The organism is Amycolatopsis sacchari (assembly GCF_900114035.1).
Lineage (GTDB): Bacteria > Actinomycetota > Actinomycetes > Mycobacteriales > Pseudonocardiaceae > Amycolatopsis_E > Amycolatopsis_E sacchari.
Map to the genome: position 1 here is coordinate 52,722 of NZ_FORP01000017.1, position 14,598 is coordinate 67,319.

The 14,598-nt window shown below is 71.2% G+C and carries 12 protein-coding genes; 5 read left to right on the plus strand and 7 right to left on the minus strand.

What is annotated here, in order from left to right:
• The first annotated feature begins 64 nt into the window (after window positions 1–64).
• The gene (locus BMZ92_RS25050) at window positions 65–643 is read left to right on the plus strand and encodes a TetR/AcrR family transcriptional regulator (protein WP_091512156.1); all 579 of its coding nucleotides are present in this window, start codon (window positions 65–67) and stop codon (window positions 641–643) included.
• Here the strand turns inward: BMZ92_RS25050 and BMZ92_RS25055 are convergent.
• The 6 genes from BMZ92_RS25055 to BMZ92_RS25080 all read right to left on the minus strand — a co-directional run bounded on the left by BMZ92_RS25055 (window position 620) and on the right by BMZ92_RS25080 (window position 7,341).
• A complete protein-coding gene (locus tag BMZ92_RS25055; protein WP_091512158.1) occupies window positions 620–2,359 on the minus strand; it encodes a pyruvate dehydrogenase in 1,740 nt (579 codons plus the stop codon). The two genes, BMZ92_RS25050 and BMZ92_RS25055, sit on opposite strands and share 24 nt — an antisense overlap.
• A gap of 73 nt (window positions 2,360–2,432) precedes the next feature.
• Window positions 2,433–3,524, minus strand: a complete 1,092-nt coding sequence (locus BMZ92_RS25060) for a CaiB/BaiF CoA transferase family protein (protein ID WP_091512161.1) — start codon at window positions 3,522–3,524, stop codon at window positions 2,433–2,435.
• Window positions 3,524–4,366, minus strand: coding sequence for an acyl-CoA thioesterase (locus BMZ92_RS25065; RefSeq protein ID WP_091512164.1), 843 nt, complete (start codon window positions 4,364–4,366; stop codon window positions 3,524–3,526). The genes BMZ92_RS25060 and BMZ92_RS25065 overlap by 1 nt, the downstream gene beginning before the upstream one ends.
• Before the next feature lie 8 nt (window positions 4,367–4,374).
• Window positions 4,375–5,139, minus strand: coding sequence for a crotonase/enoyl-CoA hydratase family protein (locus BMZ92_RS25070; protein WP_091512166.1), 765 nt, complete (start codon window positions 5,137–5,139; stop codon window positions 4,375–4,377).
• Entirely contained in the window at window positions 5,136–6,287 is a 1,152-nt protein-coding gene (locus tag BMZ92_RS25075) for an acyl-CoA dehydrogenase family protein (RefSeq protein WP_091512168.1), read from the minus strand. The genes BMZ92_RS25070 and BMZ92_RS25075 overlap by 4 nt, the downstream gene beginning before the upstream one ends.
• Window position 6,288: 1 nt before the next feature.
• Window positions 6,289–7,341: an alcohol dehydrogenase catalytic domain-containing protein gene (locus BMZ92_RS25080; RefSeq protein ID WP_177228860.1), complete on the minus strand. Its 1,053-nt coding sequence runs from the start codon at window positions 7,339–7,341 to the stop codon at window positions 6,289–6,291.
• 116 nt (window positions 7,342–7,457) lie between these two features.
• Here BMZ92_RS25080 and BMZ92_RS25085 point away from each other — a divergent pair, with 116 nt between their 5' ends.
• Window positions 7,458–9,428, plus strand: coding sequence for an alpha-ketoacid dehydrogenase subunit alpha/beta (locus BMZ92_RS25085; protein WP_091512173.1), 1,971 nt, complete (start codon window positions 7,458–7,460; stop codon window positions 9,426–9,428).
• 68 nt (window positions 9,429–9,496) lie between these two features.
• On the opposite strand, the gene BMZ92_RS25090 is transcribed toward BMZ92_RS25085, so the two are convergent.
• A complete protein-coding gene (locus BMZ92_RS25090; protein ID WP_091512176.1) occupies window positions 9,497–10,156 on the minus strand; it encodes a TetR/AcrR family transcriptional regulator in 660 nt (219 codons plus the stop codon).
• Between the two features lie 223 nt (window positions 10,157–10,379).
• On the opposite strand from BMZ92_RS25090, the gene BMZ92_RS25095 reads away from it, so the two are divergent.
• From BMZ92_RS25095 to BMZ92_RS25105, 3 genes are read left to right on the plus strand one after another with little or no spacing between them, the layout of a single operon-like run.
• Entirely contained in the window at window positions 10,380–10,607 is a 228-nt protein-coding gene (locus BMZ92_RS25095; RefSeq protein WP_091512177.1) for a hypothetical protein, read from the plus strand.
• Window positions 10,608–10,623: 16 nt separating this feature from the next.
• Window positions 10,624–12,654 (plus strand): hydantoinase/oxoprolinase family protein, encoded by a 2,031-nt coding sequence (locus tag BMZ92_RS25100; RefSeq protein ID WP_091512180.1) that lies wholly within the window; start codon window positions 10,624–10,626, stop codon window positions 12,652–12,654.
• An 11-nt stretch (window positions 12,655–12,665) separates the two neighbouring features.
• On the plus strand, window positions 12,666–14,597 hold the full coding sequence (locus BMZ92_RS25105; protein WP_091512352.1) for a hydantoinase B/oxoprolinase family protein: 1,932 nt from the start codon (window positions 12,666–12,668) through the stop codon (window positions 14,595–14,597).
• Window position 14,598 lies beyond the last annotated feature (1 nt).

A 14,598-nucleotide genomic window follows, 5' to 3' on the forward strand; every position in this document is an offset into this window, starting at 1 on the left:
ATAGGTGGATTTGTCCGGTTCGCGCACCTCCATTCTTGCGGTGCCCGCGCAGTACGCTGTTCAGATGCCCAGCACTCTTCGTGACCGGATCCTCGACGCCGGCGTCGAGCTGATCTGCACCGTGGGCTGGGACCGCGTCACGATGGGACAGCTGGCCCAGCGCGTCGGCGTCAGCAGGCAGATGGTCTACAAGGAGGTCGGCGCCCGCGACACGCTGGCCCGCGCGATCGTCGCCCGGCACGCCGAGCTGTTCCTGTCGGGTGTGGTCGACCGGCTGCGCGCCCACGGTGCCGACGCCGCCACCGGCATCCCCGCCGCGGTGGAGTACGTGCTCACCGCCGCCGCGGACGACCCGCTGCTCAAGGCCGTGCTGTCCGCCGCGCACGGCGGCACCCAGGACCTGCTGCCGCTGCTGACCACCGACCGCGGTCCCGTGCTGCGCCACGCGCTGTCCACGGTGCTGGCCGAGGCCACCGAGCTGTACGGCGGCCTCGGCCTCGCCGACCTGCCCACGCTCGCCGAGGTCGTGGTGCGGCTGACGCTGAGCCACCTCGTGCAGCCGTCGGGACCGGTCGAACACGCGGTGGCGCAGGCGGCGTGGGTGACCCGCGCCGCCCTGTCAGGGCCGCGGGATGTTGCGTAGGTTCGAGCGCGCCAGGTCGATCATGCGGCCGACGCCGCCGGTCAGCACCACCTTGCTCGCCGCGAGCATGAACCCCTTGAGCTGGCCGCCGCTGATGTGCGGCGGGATCGACAGCGCGTTCGGGTCGGTCACCACGTCCACGAGCGCGGGGCCGGGGTGCGCGAACGCCTCGGCCAGCGCGTCCCGCACCTTCGCCGGTTCCGTGACGCGGATGCCGTGCAGGCCCGCGCCGCGCGCGATCGCCGCGTAGTCCACGGAGTCGTGGTCGGTCTCGTGGTCGGGCAGGCCGTCCACGAGCATCTCCAGCTTGACCATGCCGAGCGAGGAGTTGTTGAACACCACGATCTTCACGGGCAGGTCGTGCAGCTTCACGGTCAGCAGCTCGCCCATCAGCATCCCGAGGCCGCCGTCGCCGGACATGGAGATCACCTGGCGGCCCGGCTGCGCCAGCTGCGCGCCGATCGCGTGCGGCAGCGCGTTGGCCATGCTGCCGTGCAGGAACGAGCCGATGACGCGGCGGCGCCCGTTCGGCGTTAGGTACCGCGCCGCCCACACGTTGCACATGCCGGTGTCCACTGTGAACACCGCGTCGTCGGCCGCCAGGTCGTCGAGGATGTCCGCGACGTACTCGGGGTGGATGGGCGTGTGCCGTTCGACGTTGCGGGTGTAGGCGTCGACGACGTGTTCCAGCGAGCGCGCGTGGTCGCGGAGCATCTCGTCGAGGAAGGCGCGGTCGGTCTTCTGCTCCAGCTTCGGCAGCACCGCCCGCAGCGTCTCCCGCAGGTCACCGTGCACCGCGAGGTCGAGCGGCGTGCGGCGGCCCAGGTGCGTGGCGTCGTGGTCGATCTGGATGGTGCGGGCCTGCGGCAGGAACCCGTCGTACGGGAAGTCCGTGCCGAGCAGGAGCAGCAGGTCGGCCTCGTGCATCGCGCGGTAGCAGGCGCCGTAGCCCAGCAGCCCGCTCATGCCGACGTCGTAGGGGTTGTCCCACTGGATCCACTCCTTGCCGCGCAAGGAGTGCCCGACGGGGGAGTTGAGCTTGCCCGCCAGCTCCATCACCTCGGCGTGCGCGTCCCGCGTGCCCGCGCCGCAGAACAACGTGACCTTCTCGGCCCGGTTCAGCGCGTCCGCGAGCGCGTCGACCTGGCTCGGCGGCGGGACCGGCGTGGCCTGCTCGGTGACGAACTGGCTCGTGCCCGTCGGCACCTCCGACTCCAGGTGCGCGACGTCGCCCGGCAGCACGAGCACCGAGACCTCGCCGCGCGTGATCGCGTGCTGGATGGCGATCCGCAGCACGCGCGGCATCTGCCCCGGCGTGGTGATCTGCTCGCAGTAGCCGCTGCAGTCGACGAACAGCCGCTCCGGGTGCGTCTCCTGGAAGAACTGCGTCCCGACCTGCGTGGCGGGGATGTGCGAGGCGAGCGCGAGCACCGGCACGCCCGAGCGGTGCGCGTCGTAGAGGCCCTGCACGAGGTGCGTGTTGCCGGGGCCGCAACTGCCCGCGCACACCGCCAGTTTCCCGGTCAGCTCCGCTTCGGCGGCCGCCGCGAACGCGCCGGCCTCCTCGTTGCGCACGTGCACCCATTCGATGCCCTCGGTGCGGCGGATCGCGTCGACGACCGGGTTGAGGCTGTCGCCCACCACGCCGTAGATCCGCGACACGCCCGCCTGGACGAGTACCTGCACGAACTGCTCTGCGACAGTGGGTCGCGCCATGTTCCGGTGCCTCCGCTCCGCTGACCGGTGTTCCGGTCCCCGATTCTGGTGCCGGGCGGCGGTTCCCGCACTGTCAGGCGTCCCACTCCGCGAGGACCGTGCCGGTGTCCGCGCCCGGGCGCGGCGGCGGAGTGGGCTTCGCCGCCGGGGTGCGGGAGAACCGCGGCGCCGGGGCGGCCTGGGGTACGCCGTCGACGGTGATCACCGACTCGCGGGCGGCCAGGTGCGGGTGCCGGGCGACCTCGTCGAAGGACAGCACCGGCGTGACGCACGCGTCCGTGCCGTCGAAGATCGCCATCCACTCGTCGCGCGTTTTGCGCACGATCACCTCGGTGAACCGGGCCCGCAGCCGTGGCCAGCCTTCGCGATCACCCTGCGGCGGGAGGTCCTCGTGCTCCAACCCCAGCCCGCGCAGGAACTCGGCGTAGAACTGCGGTTCCAGCGCGCCCACGGCGAGGTGGCGCCCGTCCGCGCAGGTGTAGGTGTCGTAGTAGGGCGCGCCGCCGTCGAGCAGGTTGCTGCCGCGCGAGTCGGCCCAGCTCCCCGCCGCGAGGAAGCCCCACGTCATCTGCAGCAGCACGCCCGTCCCGTCGACCATCGCCGCGTCGACGACCTGGCCCCGGCCCGACCGCTGCCGCTCCCACAGCGCGGCGAGCACCCCGGTGACGAGGAACATCGACCCGCCGCCGAAGTCGCCGACGAGGTTCAGCGGCGGCACCGGGCGTTCCCCGGCGCGGCCGATCGCGTTGAGCGCCCCGGTGAGGGAGATGTAGTTGATGTCGTGCCCGGCGCGCGGCGCGAGCGGGCCGTCCTGGCCCCAGCCCGTCATCCGGCCGTACACCAGCCCGGGGTTGCGCGCGAGGCAGTCGTCCGGCCCGACGCCGAGCCGTTCGGCGACACCGGGGCGGAAGCCTTCGAGCAGCACGTCCGCCTTCGCGACGAGCCGCAGCACCAGCTCACGGCCCTCGTCGGTCTTGAGGTTCGCGGCCACCGAACGGCGGTTGCGCAGCAACGCGTCCCCGGCGCGGCCGGTCGGATCGGCCGGGCTCGGCCGCTCGACGCGCACGACGTCCGCGCCGAGGTCGGCGAGCACCATCGCGGCGTGCGGCCCGGGGCCGATCCCGGCCAGCTCCACCACGCGCAGGCCCGCGAGCGGGCCGGCCATCAGGCGTCCTTCCTGGCGTGGATGAGGCCCTCCTGCGCGGCGGAGGCGATCAGCGTGCCGTCGCGGGAGAAGATGCGCCCTTCGGCAAGGCCACGCAGGTCGCCCACCGCGGGGCTGCTTTTCGCGTAGTAGAGCCAGTCGTCGAAGCGGACCTCGTTGTGGAACCACAGCACGTGGTCCAGCGAGGTCAGGCCCTTGACGTCGGTGCGCAGCGTCGGGCGGAGGATCGACGACACGAACGTCAGGTCGCTGAAGTACGTGAGCACCGCGGCGGCGCTGACCCGGTCGTCGAGCTTGCCCGCCTTGGGGCGGAACCAGATGTCGTCGATCCAGCGCGGGTAGTCGCCCCGCTCCAGCGTCGCCGGGCGGACGTCGAACACGTCGTGCGGCTCGACCGTCCAGCCCGCCGGGTGCCGCCAGCCGAAGGGCGTGCACTTCTCCGGGTCCGGCGCCTCGGGCGCGCTCACCTGGTGCGTGGCGCCCGTGTGGTCGGTGGTGAACGAGCACTCCAGGCACAGGATCGGCTCGCCGTGCTGGATCGCGGTGACCCTGCGGCGGCGGAAGTTGCGGCCCTCCTGCAGCCGGTCCACGCGGAAGACCACGCGCGCGCCGGTGTCGCCGGGGCGCAGGAAGTACGCGTGCAGGGAGTGCGGCCCGGTCTCCGGCGGGACGGTCCGTTCCGCGGCCACGAAGGCCTGCGCGCACACCTCGCCGCCGAACAGCCGCCCGCCGGGCTCCCCGGTCGACCGGCTGCGGAAGATGTCCAGCTCGATCGGTTCGAGATCGAGGACGTCGAGGAGCGGCGCGAGCCCTTCACGGGCCGCGGGAACGGGTTCTGTCATCGGCTTCCTCACTCACCACGCCAGACCGGAGCGCGCTTCTCCGCGAAGGCACTGGCGCCTTCACGGGCGTCGGCCGATTCAAACACAGGCCGGGCCAGTGCCTGCTGGTGAGTGAAAGCCTCGTCACTCCGCCAGTCCGCGGAGCGGGTGATGATCTCCTTGCTCGCCCGCACCGCGAGCGGGGCGTTCGCGGCGATCCTGCCGGCGAGCGCGAGCGCCTCCGGCAGCGCCCCGCCCGGCTCGGTCAGCCGGTTGACCAGGCCGTGCCGGTGCGCGTCGGCGGCGGAGAAGGAGTCGCCGGTCAGCGCGTACTCCATCGCGAGCTGCGGTGGGATGCGGCGCGGCAGCCGCAGCAGCCCGCCGGCACCCGCCACCAGCCCCCGCTTGACCTCGGGGATGCCGAACCGCGCGTCCTCGGCGGCGACCACGAGGTCACACGCGAGCACCAGCTCGCACCCGCCGGCGAGCGCGTACCCCTCGACCGCGGCGATCATGGGTTTGCGGGGCGGCCGTTCGGTCATCCCCGCCAGCCCGCGGCCGGGCAGCTGCACGACCTCGCCCCGCAGGAACGCCTTGAGGTCCATCCCGGAGGAGAACGTGCCCTCGGCGCCGGTGAGGATGCCCACGACCAGGTCGTCGCGTTCGTCGAGCACGTCGAGGGCGGCACTGACCCCCTGGGTGACCGCCGCGTTGATCGCGTTGCGCGCCCGCGGCCGGTTGATCGTGATCACCAGGACCGGCCCGTGCTCGGCGACCAGCACTTCGTCCGTCATCGCGCGCTCAGTGACCGGGCGATCACGTTCCTCTGCACCTCGCTGGTGCCCTCACCGATCTCCAGGATCTTCGCGTCCGCGTAGAAGCGGGAGATCGTCGATTCGCGGATGTAGCCGTACCCGCCGTGGATCTGCAGGCTCGCGCTCGCCACCCGGTTGGCCACTTCGGAGGCGTACAGCTTCGCCATGGCCGCGGCCTGGCCGAAGGGACGGCCCTGGTCGCCGAGCCAGGCGGCGCGGTAGACCAGCCAGCGGGCGGCCTGCACCTCGGTCGCCATGTCGGCGAGCTTGTGCCCGACCGCCTGGAACGCGCTGAGCGGGCGGCCGAACTGTTCACGCTCACCGGCGTGGCGGATCGCCAGGTCCAGTGCCGCCTGGGCGAGTGACAACGCCAGCGCGGCGACGCTGATGCGGCCCGCGTCGAGGACTTCGAGGAACTGGCGCAGCCCGTTGCCCTCCTCGCCGATGAGGTGGTCGTCGGGGATCCAGCAGTCGGTGAACACCAGCTCCCGCGTGTCGAGCGCGTGCCAGCCGAGCTTGCGCAGCGGCCTGCCCTTCTCGTAGCCGGGAGTACCGTCCGGGACGAAGAACGTGCCGTAGCGCTTCTTGCCGTTCGCGCCGGTGCCGGTCACCGCGAGGACGGTCACGCCGAGGCTCATCTCGGTGCCCGCGTTGCTGATGAACATCTTCGTGCCGTTGAGCACCCAGCCGTCCTCGGTGCGGCGGGCCCGCGTGCGGATGCCGGCCGCGTCGGAGCCCGCCGTCGGCTCGGTCAGCCCGAAGGCGCCGATGTTCTCGCCGGTGGCCAGCGGGGTGAGCCAGCGCCGCTTCTGCTCCTCGGTGCCGAACGCGGCCAGCGGCAGGGTCGCGATCGTCGAGTGCGCGTTCCACGCCGAGGCGATCGACTGGTCCGCCTCGCCGAGCGCCTCCATCGCGGCCACGTAGGACACGAAGCCCGCGTTCGCGCCGCCGTAGGCCTCGTCGACCAGCATGCCCATCAGGCCCAGCTCGCCGAGCTTGCGGAACACCTCGCTGGGGAAGTACGAGCGCTCGGACCAGTCGGCGGCGTGCGGAGTGATCTCCTTCGCCGCGAACTCGCGGCACATCTGTTGCAGCGCGGCGGTTTCCTCGGGCAGGTCGAAGTCCATGTCAGCGTTCCTCCGGGGCGAGCAGGATCTTGAGGTGGGAGCCCGATTCGAGTTCGGCGAAGGCTTCGGGCCCCCGGGACAGTGGGTACACGCCGGTCAGCAGCGGCGTGGGGTCGAAGCGTGCGGTGGCGATCAGGTCGAGCACGCGCGGGATGTCGAAGTTGTAGCCGAGTGAGCCGAGCACGGTCCGTTCGAAGGGCACGATCTGGGTCAGCGGCACGGAGACGTGCTCGCCGCTGATGCCCGCGAGCACGGCGCGGCCGCCGCGGCGGACGGTGGTGACCGCGAGCGCGGCGAGCTCCGGCCGCCCGGTCGCCTCGATCACGACGTCCGGCCCCACGCGGCCGGTGCGCAGGAAAACCTCCCGGCGCACGTCCGTGTGCGCCGGGTCGAAGACCTCTGTCGCGCCGAGTTCGGCCGCCCGCTTCGCGCGTGCCGGGGCCGGTTCGCTGACGTAGATCCCCGCCGCGCCGGCGAGCTTCAGCGCCATCAGCACGGCGATGCCGATGGGGCCCGCGCCGAGCAGCAGGGCGTGGTCGCCGGGCCGCACGGCGGCCCGGCGCACGGCGTGCAGGCCGACGGCGAGTGGTTCGGCGAGCGCGGCGAGTTCGTCGGACACGCCGTCGGGCACCGGCACGAGCCCTTCGACGGGCACGGTGACCAGCCGGGCGAACGCGCCGGGGGAGGCCAGGCCGACCGAGCCGCCCTTCGCGCAGATGTGGTACTCGCCGTGGCGGCACCAGCGGCACGTGCCACAGCGCAGGCAGGGGTCGACCGCCACGCGCGTGCCCTCCTCGACGCCGGGCACCGGACTGCCGAGGGCGACGACGCGGCCGCTGAACTCGTGCCCGAGCGTGATCGGCGGAGCGAGCCCGGTCAGCGGGTGGGGGCTGGTGCGGATGAGGTTCGGGCCGTGGCGGTACTCGTGCAGGTCGGTGCCGCAGATGCCGCAGTAGGCGACCTCGACCACCGCCTGGCCCGGCTCGGGCGCGGCGGGTTCGGGCACCTCCTCCAGCCGCAGCTCGCCTCTTCCGTGCCAGCGCAACGCTTGCATCCGACCCACCTTCGCGCCAGAGTTGTTTTTTCGAACAGTCGGTACAAGAATCGTGGTTCCCCGCCGGATGTCAAGGGGCGGGGTGGAAACACCGGGAAGGCAAGGGCAACAACGCAATGACTTCCACTCTGGCGAGCGACACGGTGACCGGCCCGGCCGCACTTGCCGAGATGTACCGGCGAATGCGGTTGATCCGGCAGTTCGAGGACCGTGCGTCGCGGCTGTACCGGACCAACGAGATCCCCGGCTTCCTGCACCTGTCGATCGGCCAGGAGGCGTCCGCGGTGGGCGCGTGCTGGCCGCTGGACGAGCGGGACGTGGTGACGTCGACGCACCGTGGGCACGGGCACTGCATCGCGAAGGGGCTCGACGTGACCGGCATGTTCGCCGAGCTGATGGGGCGGCGCACGGGCACGTGCCAGGGCCGTGGCGGGTCGATGCACATCGCCGATCCCCGCAAGGGGATCTTCGGCGCCAACGGGATCGTCGCGGCCGGGCTGCCCATCGCGGCGGGCGCGGCGACGGCGGCGCAACTGCGGGGCCGGGGCGGTGTGGTGCTGGCGTTCTTCGGCGACGGTGCCGTGGCGCAGGGGATGTTCCACGAGGCGGTGAACCTGGCCGCGGTCTGGCGGCTGCCGGTGATCTTCTGCTGCGAGAACAACCACTACGCCGAGTTCTCGCCTGCTGCCGACCAGCATCGCGCGACGCTCGCCGACCGCGCACGCGGGTACGGCGTGGACTTCGCGCGGGTGGACGGCAACGACGTCGTCGCGGTCGCGTCCGTGGTCGGGGAGCTGGTGGCGGGGTTGCGCGAGGGCGGTGGCCCGGTGTTGCTGGAGGCGGAGACCTACCGGTGGCACGGGCACTACGAGGGTGATCCGGAGCGGTACCGGGAACCGGCGGAACTGGCCGAGTGGAAGGCGCGGGATCCGCTGGTGCTGCTCGCCGGGCGGCTGGACCCCGGCCGGGTGGCGGAGCTCGACGCCGAGGTGGAGGCGGTGATCGACAAGGCGGTCGCGGAGGCGAGGGCGGCGGAGGAGCCGGCGCCGGAAACCCTGCACCACTACGTCGGCGTGCCGCGTGAGCCGGTGCCCGAGCCGCCGGAACCGGACGGCGAGGTGTTCCGCACGATGGACGGGGTGCGGGAGGCGCTGGAGCACGAGCTGGCGGCGGACGGGGACGTGTTCGTGGCGGGCATCGACGTCGGAGCGGGCGGGAACGTCTTCGGACTGACGCGGGGGCTCGCGGAGAAGTACCCCGGCCGCGTGCGGGACACGCCGATCTCGGAAAGCGCCATCATCGGGGCCGGGGTGGGCGCGGCGATGGCGGGGCTGCGGCCGGTGGTGGAGTTGATGTACTTCGATTTCCTCGGGGTGTGCCTGGATCAGCTGATGAACCAGGCCGCGAAGCTGCGGTTCATGACGGGCGGGGCGGTGAGCCTGCCGCTGGTGGTGCGCACGCAGTTCGGGGCCGGGAAGTCCTCGGGCAGCCAGCACTCGCAGAGCCTGGAGGCGCTGCTGGCGCACATCCCGGGGCTGACCGTGGTGATGCCGTCCACCCCGGCGGACACCTACGGGTTGTTGCGGGCCGCCATCCGGGATCCGAACCCGGTGGTGTTCGTGGAGAACCGGCTGCTGTACGGGCGCAAGGGGCCCAGGCCGCGCCCAGATCACCTGGTGCCGCTGGGAAGGGCGGCGATCCGGCGGCAGGGCACGGACGTGACGCTGGTGTCGTACTCGAAACTGGTGCACGACTGCGTCGCGGTCGCGGAGGAACTGGGGGAGGAGGGGATCAGCGCCGAGGTGATCGACCTGCGCACCATCGCCCCGCTGGACAAGGAGACGGTGCTCAGGTCCCTGGCGAAGACCGGCAGGCTCGTGGTGGCCCACCAGGCGGTGGAGCAGTTCGGGGTGGGGGCGGAATTGGCGGCCATCGCGGCCCAGGAGGGATTCTGGACGCTGGACGCCCCGGTGCTCAGGGTCGGAGCGGCGCACACTCCGGCGCCCTACGCGCCGGCGCTGGAGCGGGCATGGCTACCGGACCAGGAGCGGATCAAGGCAGCCGTGAGGCGGTCGGTGCTGGGGTAACAGCGGCAGCCGGATGGCCCTGCGGTTCGGCGTAGGGCCTCGATGCCGGATTCTGGGTGCTTCGGGGCTTACGCCTCCTCCCGCTCCCGGAACCTCCGTACCCGTTCCTCCAGGTCGTCGGCGTCGTACTCGGGGCTGCGGAAGCCTGAGATCAGCGTCGCGCAGTACTCCCTCGACAGGAACTCCGCGTTCCACTCCCCGCCGGGCTTCGCCCACTGGTAGGTGTGGTTGTGCATGTTCAGGAACTGCAGCATGGCCAGCCGGGGATCGAGTTCGCGGAAGGCACCCGTCTTCATCGCGGCGATCAGCAGGTCCTGCACGATCTTCTCGAACTCCCGGCGCTGGCGCAGCAGCCGTGCCCGGTTCGCGCCCCTCAGGTGCCGGTAGTCGTGCTCGTAGACCCAGATGTGGTCGAGCCGCGCGAGAATGAGCTCCAGCAGGGTCTGTGACAGCAACCGCAGCCGCAGCACCGGATCCTCGTCGAGCGCCGCGATGCGCCGGGCGGCGGTGAGCAGTGGCCGCAGCACCCGGTCCTGGATCTCGACGAGCAGGTTCTCCTTCGAGCCGATGTAGTAGTACAGCGCGCCCTTCGCCAGGCCGGCCACCTGGCCGATCTCGGCGATGCCCGTGGCGGCGTAGCCCTGCCTGGCGAACAGTTCGGCGGCCTGGTCGATGATCTGCTGACGCTTGATCTCGTAACCCGGCCCGTGGCCCGGTGGTCTCGGCATGGCTCAACAGCCTATCGGCCCCTCCCGCCCCCCGGGAGAAGAGTCCACTTCGTCCCCCGCGCTCTCACCCGGTACGGGCTTGTCAGTCCGCCGCCCCGAGCCTTACAGTGCTTCCCGTCACCGTTTCGTAGACCGACTGGTACACGAAACTCGCCACCGGCACAACACACTGGAGTGATGGCCCGTGAGTGATCATCAAACCGCTGTCCCGCAAGGGCTTTCCGTGCCCCGCGAAGAGGTCTCCGAAGCCGAGCTGCGGGAGCTGGGGGTCGACCTGGCGCGGGATTTCCCTGGCAGCACGGCCGCGGACTTCCGCCGTTACCCGGTGCTGTCCGAAGGCGGGTGGTTCCTCGCCGTGAAACACCAGAAAACGCTCGTCTCGGTAGCCCGCGAGCCGTGGCAGCTGCTCGGCCCGATCACCCTGACGTCCGACGGTCTCGACGTCTACTGAGGAAGGAGAACCACCCATGATCGGAGTAGACGTCGGCGGCACGTTCACGGACGTGGTGGCCATCGAGAACGGTGAGATCAAGACCGTCAAGGTCGCCACGGACGTGCGCACCACCGAACGCGGCGTGCTCAAGGGCGCCGAGGAGGCCGGGGTCAGCGCCGCGGAGGTGTTCAACCACGCCAGCACGCACGGGCTCAACGCCATCATCACCCGCCGCCTGCCCAAGATCGCCTTCCTCACCACCGACGGGCACCGCGACATCCTCGACATCGGCCGCACCTGGCGCCCGGTCGAGGGCCTGATGAACCCGGCGTGGCGCCGCTCCTACGGCGACGCGAACCGGCCGCTCGTGCCCCGTTACCTGCGCCGGGGCATCCGCGAGCGGCTCACCGCGGACGGCGGGGTGCTGATCCCGCTCGACGAGGAGCAGACGCGGGCCGAACTGGCCGTGCTGCGCCGCTGCGGCGTCGAGGGCGTGGCGATCTGCCTGCTCAACGCCTACGTCAACGACTCGCACGAGGAACGCCTGCGGCAGCTCGTGCACGAGGAGCTCGGTGACATCCCGGTGTCCATCTCCAGCGAGGTCTCACCGCTGGCCAAGGAGTTCGCGCGCGCCTCCACCACCGTGATCGACGTGTTCATGCGGCTGATCTACGACGACTACACCCGGCGCCTCGACGCGGGACTGCGGGAACTCGGCTTCGCCGGGGACCTGAACTTCGCCGACTGCGCCGCCCAGCTCGTGCGCTCCGACGTCGCCATGGAGCACCCGTTCCGGATCGTGTTCGCCGGCCCCGCCGCGGGCACCGTGTCCAGCGCGCACTTCGGCGGCCTGATCGACGCCACCAACCTGCTCTGCGCGGACGTCGGCGGCACCTCGTGCGACATCAGCATGGTCACCGACGGCAAGCCGTTCGTGAACACGACGTTCGAGCTGGAGCACGACCTCATCGTCAACGCACTGTCCAATGAGGTCTCCAGCATCGGTGCCGGCGGCGGCAGCCTCGTCACGATCAGCCCCGCCGGCGAGCTGAAGGTCGGCCCCGGCAGCGCGGGCGCCGACCCCGGCCCCGCGTGCTACGGCATCGGCGGCACCCAACCGACGACCACCGACACCTGTCTGCTCATGGGCATCATCGACCCCGACGGGTTCGCGGGCGGCCGGATGAAGCTCGACCCGGAGCTGTCCCGCCGGGCGTTCGAGGCGCTGGACACGAAGCTGTCGTTCGAGCAGCGCGTGTCGTACGCCTTCAACATCGGCATCAACAACATCGCCGAGGGCGTCACGAACATCGCCATCCAGCACGGCGTCGACCCGCGTGACTACAGCCTCGTCGCTTACGGCGCGGCGGGCCCGATGCTGCTGCCCGCGGTGCTCGACCTGGTGCACGCCGCCGAGGTCATCGTGCCGCCGCACCCCGGGCTGTTCTCCGCGCTCGGTCTGGTCAGCTCCGACCTCGTCTACGCCGACAGCCGCAGCGCGTACACGCTGCTGACCGCCGAAGCCGCCGAGTCGGTCGACAAGGTGTACCGGTCGATGGAGCAGCGGCTGACCGAGCGGCTGAAGGAGTCCGACCGCGGCAGGGTCACCTTCGTCCGCAGTTTCGACGGACGGCTGGCGGGCCAGACGTGGGAGACGCCGTTCATCGCGGTGCCCGACGGGGAGATCACCGCCGAGGGCGTCGAGCGGATGGTCGCGAACTTCCACGAGGCGTACGCCGAGCGCTCGGGCAACAAGTTCGAGGCGCTGCCGGTGCAGGGCGTGACCTACCGCGTGCAGGCCGTCGTGCACGCCGACAAGGTCGACTACCCGGTGCTGCCGGAGCGGCGTGCGGGCGAGAAGCCGGTGCCGACGCGCACACTCACGATCCGGTACCTCACCGGCGAGGACCTCGCGGCCGCCGAGTACCAGCGCGCGGACCTGCGTGCCGGGGACGAGATCCCCGGGCCCGCCGTGATCCGCGAGCCGTTGTCCACCACGTTCCTCGTGCCCGGCCAGACGGCGCACGTCGGGACCTACGGCGAACTGCGCATCCGCAAGGCGTGAAGGGGACGACCATGACTGTTTCACTGAAAGATCTCGACGACGCGCAGTTCGCGGAGCGGTACGGCGCCGACCGGTTCACCGCCTCCGTGCTCGCCAGCCGGATGCGCTACATCGTGCAGCACATGTGCACGGGGCTGCTGAACAACGCGTTCTCGCTGATCCTGCGTGACTGGTACGACTTCGCCGCGACGATCTCCGGCCCGCCGGAGCAGAACTACCCCATGTCGTCGGTGAGCAACAGCCTCGCGATGTTCCTCGGCACCATGTCGGAGGCCGTGCGCAACACGATCGAGGAGTACGGGCCGGAGAACCTGCGGCCCGGGGATGTGGTGATCTGCAACGACCCCTACCGCGCCGGCAACCACGTCAACGACATCTGCTTCATCCGCCCCGTGTTCTCGGGGGAGCGGTTGATCTCGTTCGTGACCCTGCGGGCGCACCAGCTCGACATGGGTGGGGTGGTGCCCGCGGGGTTCAGCGGCACCAAGCGCAACGTGTACGAGAACGGTCTCGTCATCGCGCCGACGCTGCTCTACCGCGACGACAAGCCGGTCAAATCGGCGTTCAACCTGATCTTCGACAACGCCCGCTACTGCGCGCTGCTGCTGCCCGACATCAAGACGATCTACGCGAACCTGCTGCTGGGCGAGCAGCTGATCCTGGAGAGCGTCGAGCGCTACGGCGTGGCCGCCTACCTCGGCGCGATCCGCTACAGCACCGACGTGTCCGCGGAGGCGATGCGCACCGCGCTGGCCGAGCTCCCGGACGGCGTGTACGAGGCAGAAGAGGGCATCGACTGCGACGGCATCGACGACTCCATCGAGTACCGGATCAAGGTGCGGATCACCAAGGCGGGGCCGCGGATGGAGGTGGACTTCAGCGGTACGTCCCCGCAGGCCCGCACGAGCATCAACGCGGGCATCCTCGACACCAAGACCGCGGTCGGCGTCGCGCTGAAGTTCCTCATCGACCCGGTCACGCCCTTCACGTCGGGTGCCTACCGCGACATCGACATCGTGCTGCCCGCGGGCACGTTCATCAGCGCCACCCCGCCGGACGGCGCGGTGTTCCTCTACTGGGAGAGCACCGGCCCGGTGCTGCTCGCGGTGTTCCGGGCACTGGAAAAGGCGCTGGGCCGCAAGGCCGTGGGCGGCGACTACGGCTCGCTGAACATCCACAACGCCAACGGGGTCCTGGAGGACGGCACGCCCTGGGTCACCACCGCGCAGTGCGGCGGCGAGCACGGTCCGTGGGGTGCGACGGAAGCGGGTGACGCCGACAGCTACTCCGTGGTGTACCAGGCGAACAACCTCGACCCGGCCACCGAGGCGATCGAGTCGGAGCTGCCCGCGGTGGTGCTGCGGAAGGAGTACGTGGCCGACAGCGGCGGCGCGGGGACCAACCGCGGCGGCGCGGCGGTCATGAAGGACACGCTCTACCTCACGGCGGCCGAGCACTGGTCGAGCCCGTTGCACACCAAGCGCGCCAGCGGCGTGGGCGTCTACGGCGGCCGCAGCGGCGGGCTCGGCGCGACGTGGGTGTTCTCGCCCGACCACGTGGACGTGGTGCGCAGCAAGGACCTCATCCCCACCGGCGACGAGGTCTACGCGGGCGCCACTCCGGTCGCCGGCATGCTGGACCCCGAGACGAAGTGCGTCGACCCGGACGGGGAGTACTTCTACTTCGCCAGCACGCCGGTCTGGCACACGAAACCACGCGCGGTGTTCCGCTACCTCACCAACGGGGGCGGCGGCTGGGGCAAGCCCACCGACCGCGACCCCGAGCGCGTCAAGACCGACGTGCGTGATGAGTACGTGACGATCGAGGGCGCCTACCGCGACTACGGCGTGGTCATCACCGGCGACCCCCGCACCGATCCGGAGGGGCTGCGGGTGGACCTCGCGGCCACCGAGAAGCGCCGCGCCGAGATGGCCGCGCAGTAAG